This is a genomic window from Blastococcus sp. TBT05-19, assembly GCF_003319095.1.
In the GTDB taxonomy this organism is placed as follows: domain Bacteria; phylum Actinomycetota; class Actinomycetes; order Mycobacteriales; family Geodermatophilaceae; genus Blastococcus.
This window is the reverse complement of record NZ_QOHI01000001.1, coordinates 642,666-656,360: the sequence shown is the minus strand read 5'-3', so window position 1 is coordinate 656,360 and position 13,695 is coordinate 642,666. Positions and strand designations below refer to the sequence as shown.

The following is a 13,695-nucleotide window of genomic DNA, read 5'->3' as shown; positions in this document are numbered from 1 at the left end:
ATCCGCCAGACAAAAGGCAGCCGCCCTAGACGTTGAAGCGGAACTCCACGACGTCGCCGTCGGCCATGACGTACTCCTTGCCCTCCATGCGCACCCAGCCCTTGGACTTGGCCTCGGTCATGGAGCCGGCCTCGACCAGCTGGTCGAAGCTCACGATCTCGGCCTTGATGAAGCCGCGCTGGAAGTCGGTGTGGATGACACCGGCCGCCTGGGGAGCGGTCGCGCCGACCGGGATGGTCCAGGCGCGGGCCTCCTTGGGCCCGGCGGTCAGGTAGGTCTGCAGACCCAGGGTGCGGAAGCCGACGGACGCCAGCTGGTCCAGGCCCGGCTCGCTCTGCCCGATCGACTCGAGGAGCTCGGCGGCCTCGTCGGCGGGCAGCTCGATGAGCTCGGACTCGGTCTGCGCGTCCAGGAAGATGGCCTCGGCCGGGGCGACGAGCGCGCGCAGCTCGTCGAGCGCCTCGGTGTTGGCCAGCTCGTCGGCGTCGACGTTGAAGACGTAGAGGAACGGCTTGGTCGTCATCAGCCCGAGCTCGCGCAGCGGCGCGGGGTCGATGCCGGCGGCGAACAGGGTCTTGCCCTCGTTCAGGATCGTCTGCGCCTCGACGGCGGCCTTGTGCAGCTCGGCGCGCTCCTTGTCCTTGCGCATCTCCTTCTCCAGCCGCGGGATCGCCTTCTCCAGGGTCTGGAGGTCGGCCAGGAGGAGCTCGGTGTTGATCGTCTCGATGTCGTCGGCCGGGCTCACCTTGCCGTCGACGTGCACGACATCGGGGTCGGTGAACGCCCGGATCACCTGGCAGATGGCGTCGCTCTCGCGGATGTTGGCCAGGAACTTGTTGCCCAGGCCCTGGCCCTCGCTGGCGCCGCGAACGATGCCGGCGATGTCCACGAACGACACGGTCGCCGGGATGATCTTCTGGCTGCCGAAGAGCTCGGCGAGCGTGGCCAGCCGCGGGTCGGGCACGCCCACCACACCGACGTTCGGCTCGATCGTCGCGAACGGGTAGTTCGCCGCGAGGACGTCGTTCTTGGTCAGGGCGTTGAACAGCGTCGACTTGCCGACATTGGGCAGGCCGACGATCCCGATGGTGAGGCTCACGGGAGTTCAGAGTACGGGCCGGAACTCACCCGCCCCGCCGTGCGACCTGACGGGGTCACCCCGCCCGGGTGCTGGCCGGCTCGGTCGCGATGCGGGGAAGGACCAGGATCTCGGTGTCGTCGGGCCGGTAGGTGCGCCATCGGCCGTCGGGTTGTCGTTCGATCCGGAAGCCGTGGTGGACCTTGGTGTGGTGGCGCTCGCAAAGCAGTGCGAGGTTGCCGGGTTCGGTCTCTCCGCCGTGGGCCCAATGGATGAGGTGGTGGACGTCGCACCAGTGGGTCGGTGCGTCGCAGCCGGCGAAGACGCAGTGCCGGTCGCGGTGCTCGATCACGCGGCGCAGCGGGTGCGGGACGACGCGGTGGGTGCGTCCGAGGTCCAGCGGCTGGCCTTCGGGGCCGATGACGATGCGGGTGACGTTGCCGTCGCAGGCCAGCCAGCGGGCGCGGGCGGCGGAGATGGTGGCTCCGAAGCCGAGGTCGGCCGTGGCGAGGCCGGTGTCGGAGCCGACCAGGTCCTCGAGGGGGATGGTCACCACGACGTGCGGCTTGACGGTGCGCAGGGTCGGGAGACCACCGGCGGCGAGCTGGTTGTCGCACAGCTGCACGAAGGCGTCGCCCTGCTGCTGGGCTCTCGTGCGGGTGTCACCGGCGGGGCGGTCGGCCTGCACGATCGACTCGATCGCGGCTTGTGCCTTCTCGCCGCCGACGGCGTCGAGCTCGAAGCGGCCGCTGACCGAGCCGTCGGCATGCTTGACCAGGGTGAAGGAACGCTGCTCGGTGGGGTCGGGCTCCTCACCGTCGGGGTCGAGGCGCTCCAGGTAGTGCGCGACCGCCTTGCGCAGGTCGGCGTGGAAGGCCCCGGCGGCGACCTCGGTGAGCAGCTCGTCGATCTGGGCCAGGTCCACACCCGAGGCCTCGGCGGCAGCCACGTTCTGCGGCGCCGCCACCGGCGCGATCACGCCGACCGCTTCAGCAGACACCGCACCGGACGCGAACGCCGCGGCGAGTGCAGGCATCTGCTCCAGCGCTCGCCCGTTCCGCACCACGGCCGAGGCCGCCGCCTGCGACATCCGACGGTGCCCGCGCAGCCAGGCGGGCATCGACGCCTTGCCGTCGACCTCCGCGGCTCCGGCCAGCTCGCACTGCCGCACCATGCGCGCCACCTCGGCGGCCAGCCGGTTCTGCGCCGTCAGAAGGTCGCCGAGCCGTTCGAGCAGCTGCGGGCCGAACATGCCGTCCAGCCGCTCGGACGACAACTCGTCGAGAGCCGCCTCCAGAGCCGCTGAACCAGTCGAACGCATGTACGAATATTAGCGGATCGAACTGGCATCCGCAGCACGAATCCCCAGGTCAGCGCCCTGTCCACAACCGTCTGCCGGGTGTTGACACCCACCGGCTGCAGCGGCGCAGGCTCGACGTCGCCGTTGCACACCCGCCTGGAACGTGGCGTGACCTGCGGCACAGCTCGTCGTTGTACGGCCCAGAGCCCCCGACGCAGGAGATGACCGATGCGACGCACCGCCGCTCAGCCCGCCTCCGACCACCGGCGTCTGGCGCTGCTCCTCTCCGTCCCACTGCTCGTGGCCGCCGGTGCTCTGACCGCACCCGCGCAGGCCACCGGCCCGACCGGGTCGTCCGCGCCCGCCGGCCCGCTCGCGGTGCCCGCCTACTCGTCGTTCGACCCGATGGACAACGGGGAGCCGATCCAGGTCCGCACGCTGTCGTCGCGCGCCGACCTGGTCAGCGGGGGCGAGACCTTCGTCGAGATCGCGCTGCCGGCCGGTACCGACCCCCGCAAGGTGAAGGTGACCGCCGGCGACCGGGACGTCTCGAAGGCCTTCCGCCCGGGCGGCCCGGGCCTGCGCGGGCTGGTCACGGACCTGCCGCTGGGCGAGAGCACCATCACGGCCCGTGCACCGAAGCACCTGAGCGCCCAGCTGGTCGTGACGAACGCGCCGCAGAGCGGGCCGGTGTTCTCCGGGCCGCAGATCCAGCCGTGGACGTGCACCAACGGCTCCGCGGAGCCGGACTGCGGCCAGCCGCCGACGGTCGCCTACTTCTACAAGTCCACGGACCCGACCCAGGGTGGCGTGAGCATCCAGCTGTTCAACGGCGCCGTCCCCTCGGGTCTGCAGCCCTACGACCCGGCGAACCCGCCCGCCGACGTCGCCACCACGACCACCGACGAGGGCGAGACCGTGCCCTTCATCGTCCGCGAGGAGACCGGCTACAGCCTGCGGGACCAGTACAAGATCGCCGCGCTGTGGGACCCGGCGCAGGGTGGAGCCCCTGACCCGGCCGCCGCCAACCCCGGCTTCGCGAACAAGCTCGTGCTCACGCACGGCCAGAGCTGCGACACCGGCTACGAGTCGGGCAGCGCGCCCGACGTCCTCTTCGAGGACGCGCTGTCGCAGGGGTTCGCCGTCGCGTCGCACGCGCTGGACAACGCCGGGCACAACTGCAACCTCGTCACCCAGGCCGAGTCGCTCCTGATGACCAAGGAGATGGTGGTCGAGCGCTTCGGCCCGCTCCGCTTCACGATCGGCAGCGGGTGCTCGGGCGGCTCGCTCGTGCAGCAGCAGGTCGCCAACGCCTACCCCGGCGTCTACCAGGGCATCACCCCGCAGTGCAGCTTCACCGACGGGTGGAGCAGCGCCCAGCAGTACGTCGACTACGTGCTGCTGCGCGACTACCTCGAGGACCCCGCCACCGCCGCGGAGCACGGGATCACCCCCGCGCAGTGGCCGAGCATCTTCGGCCACGCGAACCCGGCGAACCAGATCACCTTCACCGAGGCGATCCCCAACAGCGGCGACCCGAGCCGGGAGTGCCCCGGCGTCGCACCGGAGGACGTCTACGACGAGAACACCAACCCCGACGGCGTCCGCTGCACGCTGCAGGACTACATGCGCAACGTGTTCGGCGTCGACGAGCAGGGCTTCGCCCGCCGGCCGATCAGCGGTGTCGGGATCCAGTACGGGTTGTCGGGTCTGCGCTCGTTCCTGGACCCGGCCGGAGCGGACCCGACCCGCCCGCCGCTGACGCCGGAGCAGTTCGTCGCGCTGAACGTCAACGTGGGCGGCTACGACCTCGACTTCAACCGCACGGCGGAGCGGACGCCGTCGGACCCGGTCGCCAACGAGCGCGCCTACCGCAGCGGCGCGGTCAACACCGGCGCGCACCTCGACCAGGTGGCCATCATCGACCTGGGCGGACCCGAGCCGGGCGCCTTCCACGACGTCTACCGCAAGCACTCCATGCGGGAGCGGCTGATCCGCGAGCACGGCACGGCGGACAACCAGGTGTTCTGGGAGGGCCAGACCCCGCTGCTGGGCGACGTCAGCTTCGTCGACGACTCGATCCGCGCGATGGACGAGTGGCTCGCCGCGGTCGAGGCCGACCACCGCCAGGTCTCCCTCGCCGACAAGGTCATCGCAGCCCGCACCACGGCCGGGGTCCAGGAGCGCTGCGTGGCGGCGGACGGGATCGACGCGCCGCTGACCCTGTGCGACGCCACCGTCGACCCGACGATCTTCTCCTCGCCCCGCATCGAGGCCGGCGGCGGGGACCAGGCGCCCGTCAACGGGGTCGGCCCGGCGAGCGTCGGGTTCACCGACGACCGTCTGGACTGCGCGCTGATGCCGATCGAGGAGTTCGTGTACGCGGGCAAGCCGTTCGCCGAGGTCTTCACCGCCGACCAGCAGGCGGCCCTGAAGGGGGCCTTCCCCACGGGCGTCTGCGACTACGCCGACCCGGGCAAGGGCTTCCAGGCGGCGCAGACCTGGCTGACCTACCAGGGCGAAAACGGCAGCGTCGTGCACGGGGGGACGCCGCTGGGCGAGCCCCCGCTGTCGGTGTCCTCCGCTCGCTGAGCCGTCACGGCGGCGTCCGAAAACCGCCAGAGGACGTCGTCCGGGGCTGGCATGCTCGGCGTCGTGACCGAGTCCCTGGACCACGAGCGCTGCTACCGCGCCGTCGCCGGCCGGGACGCGCGGTTCGACGGCTGGTTCGTGACCGCCGTCCGCACCACCGGCATCTACTGCCGGCCGTCCTGCCCGGCGCGCACCCCGCTGGCCCGCAACGTCGACTTCTTCTCCACCGCGGCCGCCGCCCAGGGCGCCGGGTTCCGCGCCTGCCGCCGCTGCCGGCCGGACGCCGCACCCGGCTCGCCGGAGTGGGACGTGCGGGCCGACGTCGTCGCCCGCGCCATGCGGCTCATCGCCGACGGCGAGGTGGAGCGCTCCGGAGTCCCCGGTCTGGCCGCCCGCCTCGGGTACTCGGAGCGCCAGCTGCACCGGCTGGTCGTCGGTGAGCTGGGCGTGGGCCCGCTGGCCCTCGCCCGGGCCCAGCGCGCGCAGACCGCCCGGATCCTGATCGAGACCACCGACCTGCCGATGGCCGACGTCGCCTTCGCGACCGGGTTCGCCAGCATCCGGCAGTTCAACGACACCGTCCGCGAGGTCTTCGCGAGCACCCCCACCGAGCTGCGCCGCACCCGCCGGGGCACCGGGGAGAGCACCCCGGGCTGGCTGACCCTGCGCCTGGCCGCCCGGCCCCCGTACGCCGGCGACGAGGTGCTCCTCTTCCTCGGGGCGCACGCCGTGCCCGGCCTCGAGGAGTGGGACGGGACGACGTTCTCCCGCGTCCTCGACCTGCCGCACGGACCCGCTGTCGTCCGGCTCTCCCCCGCGCCGGACGGCTCGTCCGCGGTCATCGCCCGCCTCCGGCTCACCGAGCTCCGCGACCTCGGTGCGGCGGTCACCCGCTGCCGCCGGATGCTGGACCTGGATGCCGACCCCGTCGCCGTCGACGACGTCCTCCGCGCCGACCCGGCGCTCGCCCCGGTGGTGACCGCCGCTCCCGGACGCCGGGTGCCGGCCTCCCCCGACGCCGACGAGCTCGCCGTCCGCGCCGTCCTCGGGCAGCAGGTGTCGGTCGCCGGGGCGCGCACGCTGACCGCCCGGCTGGTGACGGCGGCCGGCACGCCCCTGCCCGAGCCGGTGGGCACCCTGACGCACGCCTTCCCCCGGCCGGGCGCGCTGGTCGACGCCGACCTGACCGCCGTGGGCCTCACCGGCGCCCGCCGCCGGACGGTGCACGCGCTCGCCGGCGCCCTCGCCGACGGAACGGTCGCGCTGGGCCCGGGTGCCGAGCGGGACGAGGCGGAGCGCGCGCTGCTCGCCGTCCCCGGCATCGGCCCGTGGACGGCGGCCCTCGTGGGGCTGCGCGGTCTCGCCGACCCCGACGTCTGGCTGCCCGGCGACCTGGCGCTGCGGAAGTCGCTCGCCGCCCTGGGCAGCAGCGACGCCGACGCCGCCGCGCGCTGGCGGCCGTGGAGCTCCTACGCCGTCCTCCACCTGTGGGCGCTCGCCGTCCCGGCCCTCTTCACCCGTGCACCCGACCTGACCCGGAGCGCCTGATGACCGATCTGCTGGACCCCAGCGCCGCACGCGTCCGCTACGCCACCGTCCCGACACCCCCCGGCCCGTTCACCGTCGTGGTCGGCTCCGACGACGACGGTCGCGACGTCGTGCTCGCCAGCGGCTGGACGGCGGAGCTCGGCGACCTCTGGCCGGTCATCCACCGCACCCTGCGGCCCAGCGGCGCCGACGAGGACCCGCACCTCCCCGTACTGGGAGCCGTCCAGGCGTTCGTCGACGGCGACGTCGCGGCGATCGACGACGTGCCCGTGGCCCAGCGCTCCGGACCGTTCCTCGAGGAGGCCTGGCAGATCCTGCGCCGCGTCCCGGCCGGTACCCCCGACACCTACGCCGCCTTCGCCGCCCGGTGCGGTCGCCCCTCCGCGGTGCGGGCCGCGGCCAACGCCTGCGCCCGCAACGCCGCCGCCCTGTTCGTCCCCTGCCACCGGGTGCTCGGCTCCGACGGCGGCCTCGGCGGCTTCCGCTGGGGCACCCCGGTCAAGCGGTGGCTGCTGGACCACGAGGCCGCCCACACCGCCTGAGGTCCCCGGAACTGTCCGACCCCTCCGGCACCCTCCGGGGCATGGACGCCGCTTCCCTGCTCCTCGGGCTCCTCCTCGGTGCGCTGCTGGCCACCGCCGTCACCCTCGGCGTGGTCGCGCTGCTCGGCCGCCGCCGCCCCGCCGACGACGGGCTGGAGCCGGTGCACGAGTCCCTCGACCACCTGCACCGGCTGCTCGCCGGGATGGAGCGCGCCCGCGCCACCGCCCACGGCGAGCTCCGGGAGCAGATGGGCACGGTGGGCTCCACGTCGGCGCAGCTCAAGAACGAGACCGCGGCGCTGGTCACCGCGCTGCGCACGCCGCACGTGCGCGGGCGCTGGGGCGAGGTGCAGCTGCGCCGCGTGGTCGAGGTCGCCGGCCTGCTGGAGCACTGCGACTTCGTGGAGCAGCCGTCGGGCACCAACGACGAGGGCGCCGGCGTCCGCCCCGACCTCGTGGTCACCCTCGCCGACGGCCGCCAGGTGGTGGTCGACGCCAAGGTCCCGTTCACCGGCTACATCGAGGCGGTGCAGGCCGACGACCGCGACGTCCGGGCCCAGCGGATCGCGATGCACGCCCGCCAGCTGCGCACCCACGTCGACCAGCTGTCCGCCCGCCGCTACCCGACGGCCTTCCGCCCGGCGGCGCCGTTCACCGTCCTCTTCGTGCCCTCCGACGGCTTCCTCACCACCGCGCTCGAGGCCGAGCCGGGGCTGCTCGAGTACGGCTTCGCCCGCGACGTGGTGCTCGCGACCCCGAGCACCCTGCTCGCCCTGCTGCGCACCGTCGCCTACTCCTGGCGGCAGGAGCGCCTGGCCCGCGACGCCGACCAGGTGCTGGAGGTGGGCCGCAAGCTGCACGCCCGGCTGAGCACGCTGTCCGGGCACCTCACCCGCCTGGGCTCGGCGCTGTCGACCACGCTCACCCGCTACAACGAGACCGTCGGCTCCTACGAGCGCTCGGTGCTGACCGCCGCCCGCAGGTTCGACGACCTCGGCGTGGCCGAGGCCCCGGTCCCGGAGCCGCAGGAGATCGAGGCGACGGTGCGCACGCTGCGGCCCGCGGAGGCCCCCGGCAGCCCCGGGACGTACGGCGCGGTGACGCCGTTCGACGCCGCCGGACGGGAGCGCGACGGCACATCTGGCTGACGGGCCCGGGCCCGCCGGCCGCGGGTGCTGGCAACTCGTTCGCACCGCGTGCCACAGCCATCCCCCTGCGTTGCTCCGACACCACGGGTTGCGGGCGACGCGGTGCCGTCCTCCGGCGGACTGGCGACTTCTGTCGTTACCGTTGCTCCGACGGTCGACCAGTCGGGTCGGTCATCGGACGGGACGGAGGTGCGCCTTGGCCACCAGCACTGCAGGCGCATGGCAGAGCGGTGCACGGCCGGACCGGCCGTACCCGGCGCGCGCCCCCCGCCCCGCTGCCGGCGCCGAGCGATCCGGTCGCCCGTCGCGCCCCTCCCGCCCGAGCGCCCCGGTGCCTGGGCGCTCCGGCGACCGCCTCCGGGCCGCCGAGCGCGAGTACGCCCACGACCGCTTCGAGTCCGCTCCCCCGCCGCGCCGGAACGACGACCGCCCGCGTGCGAGCGAGCGGGTGGCCGAGCGCCCCGGCGCCCGTCCCCGCACCGCGGCCCCCGCAGGCCGGGAGAGCAGGCTGCGCGGCGTCCTCGCCGTCGTCGGCATCTTCCTGCTGACCCTCGCCGGGTGCGGCATCGACTCCTTCGTCGGCACCGGCCTCGGCCTCATCACGCTGGTCGCCCTGGCCGCCAGCACCTCGATGGCCGCGCTGCTGGTCCGCCGTCGCGACCTGCTCACGGTCGTCGTCGCGCCGCCCCTGGTCTTCGTGCTCGTCGCCGTCGTCAACGCCGCCCTCGCGCCGTCGGCCACTCTGAACGCCGCCACGCTGGCCACGCTCCTGGTGCGCGGCTTCCCGACGATGGCCGCCGCCACCGGCGTCGCCCTCCTGCTGGCCCTGTTCCGGCTGGTCAGCCGCCGCTGACCTCCCCCGACGACGAAGCGCCGGTCCGCGAGCTCGCGGACCGGGGCTTCTGTCGTTCTGGGGCGCGGGGTCAGTCGGTGCTGGCCTGCTTCGCCTTCTCGGCCCGGCGCAGCTCGTGCGGCAGGGCGAAGACCAGGCGCTCCTCGGCGGCCTTCACGGTGCCGACGTCGGGGTAGCCGCGCTCGGCCAGCCAGTCGAGCACCTCGCTGACGAGGATCTCCGGCACCGAGGCGCCGCTGGTGACGCCGACCGTGGAGACGCCCTCGAGCCAGGCCTCGTCGATCTCCGCCGCGTAGTCGACCAGGTAGGACGCCCGGGCGCCGGCCTCGAGCGCGACCTCGACCAGCCGCACCGAGTTCGACGAGTTGGTCGAGCCCACCACCAGCACCAGGTCGCACTCGGCGGCCATCTGCTTCACGGCCAGCTGGCGGTTCTGGGTGGCGTAGCAGATGTCGTCGCTGGGCGGTGATTGCAGACCGGGGAACCGGTTCTTCAGCTGGTCCACCGTCGCCAGCGTCTCGTCGACCGACAGCGTCGTCTGGGACAGCCAGACCACCTTGTCGGGGTCGCGCACCTGCACGTTGGCGACGTCCTCGGGGCCGTCGACCAGCTGCATGTGCTCCGGCGCCTCGCCGAAGGTGCCCTCGACCTCCTCGTGACCGCGGTGGCCGATCAGCAGGATGTCGTAGTCGTCGCGGGCGAACCGCTTGGCCTCCTGGTGCACCTTGGTGACCAGGGGGCAGGTCGCGTCGATGGTGCGCAGCTGACGGGCCGCGGCCTGCTCGTGCACCGCCGGGGAGACCCCGTGCGCGCTGAACACGACGACCGAGCCCTCGGGCACCTCGTCGGTCTCGTCCACGAAGATCGCGCCCCGCCGCTCCAGGGTGGCGACGACGTGCTTGTTGTGGACGATCTGCTTGCGGACGTAGACGGGGGCGCCGTGGATCTCCAGGGCACGCTCCACCGCCACCACCGCCCGGTCCACGCCGGCGCAGTAGCCCCGGGGATCGGCCAGCAGGACGCGTCCGCGCTGTTCAGCCATGACCCCATGGTAAGGCGGCCAGGTCCGGAAACCGCCCGTCGTGGAGTGGTACGGGCCACGCCGCACGCTCAGGACGTCGTCCGACCCGGGGTATCGCTGCTGGTCGGTGTGTCGCTCGCGGACTTCTGGGGCACGCTGTGCTGCATGTCCCGAGAGATCCCCGAGGTTGTCCGCGCCGCCGCTGGTCTGGCGGCCACCGTGCTCGACGAGGCGCGCAAGCTGCCCGAGACGCTGCCGGGGCTGCCCGTGCGCGTGATCGGCGTGGCCATGCAGCACGCCATGAAGGTGCAGCAGACCTATGCCGGCCTGATCGCCCGCGGTGACGAGCTGCTCACCGGCCTGCGGGGCGCGGACGAGCCCGGCCTGGCCACCTTCGACGAGGACCTCGCGCCGGTCACCCCCACCCAGCCGTCCAACGGCTTCCGGGACTCCGCCTTCGACCGGGTGACCGACGACGCCGTCGAGCCGGTCCTGGCCGACGCCGACGACGCCGGCGTGGCCGTCGACGACGCGGTCGTCGACTCCGCCGAGGGCGTGGCGACGGCGGAGCGCGCCATCGAGGTCACCGAGGAGGCCCCGAGCACCGAGGAGGTGCTCGACGAGCTGGCCATCGACGAGGCGGTCCCCGAGGTCGCCGACACCGACCCGCTCGCCGCGGGCGGCGAGGACGCACCGGTCACCGAGGACGCCGACGCCCTCGAGCAGGCCCTGCTGGAGTCCGACACCACCACCGACGCGAGCGCGCCGGCCGAGGTCGAGACCCCCGACGTCGCCACCACCGTGGACGTGCTCACGCCCGAGGGCGACGTGGACACCGTCGAGGCCACCGTCACCGACGAGGGCGTCGCCGCCGTCGAGGCGCCGCAGGACGAGGCGGGCACCGACGAGACCGTCGCGGCCACCGACGCCGCGGTCGCCGTGGACGAGAGCGGCAGCCCGGTCGCCGAGGCCACCGACGACGCGCAGGGCAGCGGGACCACCCAGGCACCGGCCACCGCGCCGATCGACGGGTACGACGACTTCTCCATCGCCCAGCTGCGGGGCCGCCTGCGCGGCTACGCCCTCACCACGGTGGCCGATCTCCTCGCCTACGAGGAGGCGAACCGGGCCCGCGAGCCGTACCTGCGGATGCTGCGCAACCGGCTGGAGAAGCTCGAGGAGCAGGCCGTCGAGAGCAGCCCGCTCGCCCCGCGCGGCCTCTGAGGACGGACCCCGTCCCGGGGGGACGACGGCGCTGTCTGACACGCTTCCGGAGTGACAGCTCCGTCGTCCCCCGAGTCGCCGTGGCCGGTGCGGACCGTGGCCCGCAAGGTGGCCGACTGGATCGGCCGGCTGGGTGAGGTCTGGGTCGAGGGGCAGGTGGCCCAGCTGTCCCGCCGCAGCGGCGCGGCCACCGTCTTCCTCACCCTGCGCGACCCGGCGGCCGACCTCTCCGTGCCGGTCACCTGCCACCGCGACGTCGCCGAGCGCCCGGGGCTGGAGCTCACCGAGGGCGCCCGCGTCGTCGTCCGGGCCCGCCCCGACTACTACGTCGCCCGCGGCTCGTTCTCCCTGCGCGCGACCGAGATCCGCGCCGTCGGTCTCGGCGAGCTGTTGGCCCGCATCGAGCGGATCCGCCGGCTCCTCACCGCGGAGGGGCTGTTCGACGCCTCCCGCAAGCGCCCGCTGCCCTTCGCGCCCGGCGTCGTCGGGCTGATCACCGGACGGGACAGCGCCGCCGAGCGGGACGTGCTGGTCACGGCCCGCCGCCGCTGGCCCGCCGTCCGGTTCGCGACCCACCACTGCGTGGTCCAGGGCCCCAACGCCGCGGCCAACGTCATGGAGGGCCTCCGCCGCCTGGACACCGACCCCGACGTCGAGGTCATCGTCATCGCCCGTGGCGGTGGCTCGGTCGAGGACCTGCTGCCCTTCTCCGACGAGGGCCTGGTGCGCGCCATCGCGGCCTGCCGCACCCCGGTGGTCACCGCGGTCGGGCACGAGACCGACACCACGCTGGTCGACCACGTCGCCGACGTCCGGGCGGCCACCCCCACCGACGCCGCGCACCGGATCGTGCCGGAGATCGGCGAGCAGCGGCGGCTGGTCGACGGGCTGCGCGCCCGCGCCCGGCACCTGGTCACCACCCGGCTGGAGCAGCAGGAGCGCTGGCTGGAGTCGGTGCGCAGCCGGCCCTCGCTGGCGGCGCCCGACCGGTTGCTGCACGGCCGCGAGGACGACGTCCACGGTCTGCGCACCCGCGCGCTGCGGACGCTCACCCACCGGCTCGAGTCCGCCGAGCGCGACCTCGAGCACGCCCGCGCCCGCGTGGCCGCCCTCTCCCCCGCCGCGACGCTGGAGCGCGGCTACGCCGTCGTGCAGCGGACCGACGGCTCGCTGGTCCGCGATCCCGCGGAGGTGGGCGACGACGAGCCGCTGCGGGTCCGCGTCGCCGGGGGCCGGCTCCCCGTCCGGGTCGACCGGGCCGGCGACCCCACCACCGACCAGGAGGACACCGCATGAGCAGCACCGACGAGCCGACGACCACCTACGAGCAGGCGCGGGAGGAGCTCGCCGACGTCGTCCGCCGGCTGGAGGCCGGGGGCCTCACGCTGGAGGAGTCGCTCGGCCTGTGGGAGCGGGGCGAGGAGCTGGCGAAGCTGTGCCAGCACTGGCTGGACCGCGCCCGCGAGCGGCTGGCCGCCGCCGCCCCGGAGGAGAGCCCGTCGGACCGATGACCTCGGCCCTCCTGCAGGGGCCCGTCGCGAGCCTGCGAGCGGCGGGGGGCAGGAGGGTCCTTCCTGAGCCCGAGTAGTCAAGCGGCGGTGTAGGGCGCGACCGCTGCGGCGACCTCGCGCAGCTCGTCGTCGGCGGCCGATCCGCTGACCACGACAGTGACGTCGCCGTCCGTGCGGGACAGCGCGGTCTCGCCGCGCTCGGTCGTCGACCGGGTCCACGGGGCGCCGCCGATGTCGACGCTGCCGTCCTCGGTGGCCCCGTCCAGCACCTCGTCGACGGGCGCGGCCCGCGCGGCGTCGCTGATCACGAAACCGGCGAAGGCCCCGTCCGGCGTCACGTACCCGATCTCCAGGGTCACCGGGTCGCCCTCGGACACGTTCCCCGCGTCGGTCCGGGCGCTGGTCGGCCGGTACTCCTCGGGCAGCCCGGTCGGCACCAGGAGCTCGTACCCGGCACGGGCGTCGGCCAGCTGGATCGTGCTGGTCGGGTCGACCTCCCGCACCGGGTCGACGTCGTTCTGCCGGAACGCCGCCCACCCGACGATCAGCAGGCAGATCACCACCAGCGGCAGCAGCGAGCGCAGCATGTTCGCGGCACTCAACCGGTTGGCCCGCTCCGCCGGGGACGACGGCGGCGGGGGCAGCTCTCCGCCGTCCGCACCGTCGGGACCCTGGGGACGCTGGCTCGTCGGGCCGATTCCGGTCATGCCCCTAGGATCGCAGCAACGCTCGTGCGCTCTGCCGCCCCTGGCCCCGTCCTGGCCCGCCCCCGAGTTCGCGAGGGTTCGCCGGGACGGGGTCCTCCTACAGGAGGTCCCGTGTCGCTGCCCGTCCCCGAAGGCCCCCTCCCCACGACGACCGCCGGTGGCAGCTTCAGC

The 13,695-nt window shown here is 74.1% G+C and carries 12 protein-coding genes; 8 read left to right on the top strand and 4 right to left on the bottom strand.

Translation table 11 applies throughout. The features are described from left to right. Nucleotides 1-25: 25 nt before the first annotated feature. Nucleotides 26-1,099: a redox-regulated ATPase YchF gene (gene ychF / locus DQ244_RS03170; protein WP_113809987.1), complete on the bottom strand. Its 1,074-nt coding sequence runs from the start codon at nt 1,097-1,099 to the stop codon at nt 26-28. 55 nt (nt 1,100-1,154) lie between these two features. Further along, nucleotides 1,155-2,399, bottom strand: coding sequence for an HNH endonuclease signature motif containing protein (locus tag DQ244_RS03165; protein ID WP_113809986.1), 1,245 nt, complete (start codon nt 2,397-2,399; stop codon nt 1,155-1,157). Between the two features lie 207 nt (nt 2,400-2,606). Between DQ244_RS03165 and DQ244_RS03160 the strand changes: the two genes are divergently transcribed. The 5 genes from DQ244_RS03160 to DQ244_RS03140 all read left to right on the top strand — a co-directional run bounded on the left by DQ244_RS03160 (nt 2,607) and on the right by DQ244_RS03140 (nt 9,061). Continuing rightward, nucleotides 2,607-4,970 carry a DUF6351 family protein gene (locus DQ244_RS03160; RefSeq protein WP_113809985.1) on the top strand — a complete coding sequence of 788 codons (2,364 nt, stop codon included), beginning with the start codon at nt 2,607-2,609 and terminating at the stop codon, nt 4,968-4,970. 63 nt (nt 4,971-5,033) lie between these two features. Beyond that, nucleotides 5,034-6,518 (top strand): AlkA N-terminal domain-containing protein, encoded by a 1,485-nt coding sequence (locus DQ244_RS03155; protein ID WP_233491137.1) that lies wholly within the window; start codon nt 5,034-5,036, stop codon nt 6,516-6,518. Beyond that, on the top strand, nt 6,518-7,060 hold the full coding sequence (locus DQ244_RS03150) for a methylated-DNA--[protein]-cysteine S-methyltransferase (protein ID WP_113809983.1): 543 nt from the start codon (nt 6,518-6,520) through the stop codon (nt 7,058-7,060). Before DQ244_RS03155 ends, DQ244_RS03150 begins: the two co-directional genes overlap by 1 nt. A gap of 41 nt (nt 7,061-7,101) precedes the next feature. After that, nucleotides 7,102-8,208 carry a DNA recombination protein RmuC gene (locus tag DQ244_RS03145; protein WP_113809982.1) on the top strand — a complete coding sequence of 369 codons (1,107 nt, stop codon included), beginning with the start codon at nt 7,102-7,104 and terminating at the stop codon, nt 8,206-8,208. Nucleotides 8,209-8,539: 331 nt separating this feature from the next. Further along, entirely contained in the window at nt 8,540-9,061 is a 522-nt protein-coding gene (locus DQ244_RS03140; protein WP_113809981.1) for a DUF6542 domain-containing protein, read from the top strand. 70 nt (nt 9,062-9,131) lie between these two features. Here the strand turns inward: DQ244_RS03140 and DQ244_RS03135 are convergent, their stop codons facing one another. After that, nucleotides 9,132-10,103 (bottom strand): 4-hydroxy-3-methylbut-2-enyl diphosphate reductase, encoded by a 972-nt coding sequence (locus DQ244_RS03135; RefSeq protein ID WP_113809980.1) that lies wholly within the window; start codon nt 10,101-10,103, stop codon nt 9,132-9,134. A 144-nt stretch (nt 10,104-10,247) separates the two neighbouring features. On the opposite strand from DQ244_RS03135, the gene DQ244_RS03130 reads away from it, so the two are divergent. Genes DQ244_RS03130 through DQ244_RS03120 form a run of 3 tightly spaced genes read left to right on the top strand, consistent with a single transcriptional unit; the run spans nt 10,248 to nt 12,817 of the window. Next, the gene (locus DQ244_RS03130) at nt 10,248-11,306 is read left to right on the top strand and encodes a lipid droplet-associated protein (protein WP_158544454.1); all 1,059 of its coding nucleotides are present in this window, start codon (nt 10,248-10,250) and stop codon (nt 11,304-11,306) included. Nucleotides 11,307-11,357: 51 nt separating this feature from the next. Beyond that, on the top strand, nt 11,358-12,602 hold the full coding sequence (gene xseA / locus DQ244_RS03125) for an exodeoxyribonuclease VII large subunit (protein WP_113809978.1): 1,245 nt from the start codon (nt 11,358-11,360) through the stop codon (nt 12,600-12,602). After that, the gene (locus tag DQ244_RS03120; protein ID WP_113809977.1) at nt 12,599-12,817 is read left to right on the top strand and encodes an exodeoxyribonuclease VII small subunit; all 219 of its coding nucleotides are present in this window, start codon (nt 12,599-12,601) and stop codon (nt 12,815-12,817) included. The genes xseA and DQ244_RS03120 overlap by 4 nt, the downstream gene beginning before the upstream one ends. Before the next feature lie 77 nt (nt 12,818-12,894). Here the strand turns inward: DQ244_RS03120 and DQ244_RS03115 are convergent, their stop codons facing one another. Continuing rightward, the gene (locus tag DQ244_RS03115; RefSeq protein ID WP_113809976.1) at nt 12,895-13,524 is read right to left on the bottom strand and encodes a DUF4245 domain-containing protein; all 630 of its coding nucleotides are present in this window, start codon (nt 13,522-13,524) and stop codon (nt 12,895-12,897) included. Nucleotides 13,525-13,695: the final 171 nt, after the last annotated feature.

Bases quoted from the DNA above. Each gene is read 5' to 3' on its own strand.
- DQ244_RS03165 (WP_113809986.1), bottom strand. From the start codon at position 2,399: ATGCGTTCGACTGGTTCAGCGGCTCTGGAGGCGGCTCTCGACGAGTTG.
- DQ244_RS03160 (WP_113809985.1), top strand. From the start codon at position 2,607: ATGCGACGCACCGCCGCTCAGCCCGCCTCCGACCACCGGCGTCTGGCG.
- DQ244_RS03150 (WP_113809983.1), top strand. From the start codon at position 6,518: ATGACCGATCTGCTGGACCCCAGCGCCGCACGCGTCCGCTACGCCACC.
- DQ244_RS03145 (WP_113809982.1), top strand. From the start codon at position 7,102: ATGGACGCCGCTTCCCTGCTCCTCGGGCTCCTCCTCGGTGCGCTGCTG.
- DQ244_RS03135 (WP_113809980.1), bottom strand. From the start codon at position 10,103: ATGGCTGAACAGCGCGGACGCGTCCTGCTGGCCGATCCCCGGGGCTAC.
- DQ244_RS03130 (WP_158544454.1), top strand. From the start codon at position 10,248: ATGTCCCGAGAGATCCCCGAGGTTGTCCGCGCCGCCGCTGGTCTGGCG.
- DQ244_RS03120 (WP_113809977.1), top strand. From the start codon at position 12,599: ATGAGCAGCACCGACGAGCCGACGACCACCTACGAGCAGGCGCGGGAG.
- DQ244_RS03115 (WP_113809976.1), bottom strand. From the start codon at position 13,524: ATGACCGGAATCGGCCCGACGAGCCAGCGTCCCCAGGGTCCCGACGGT.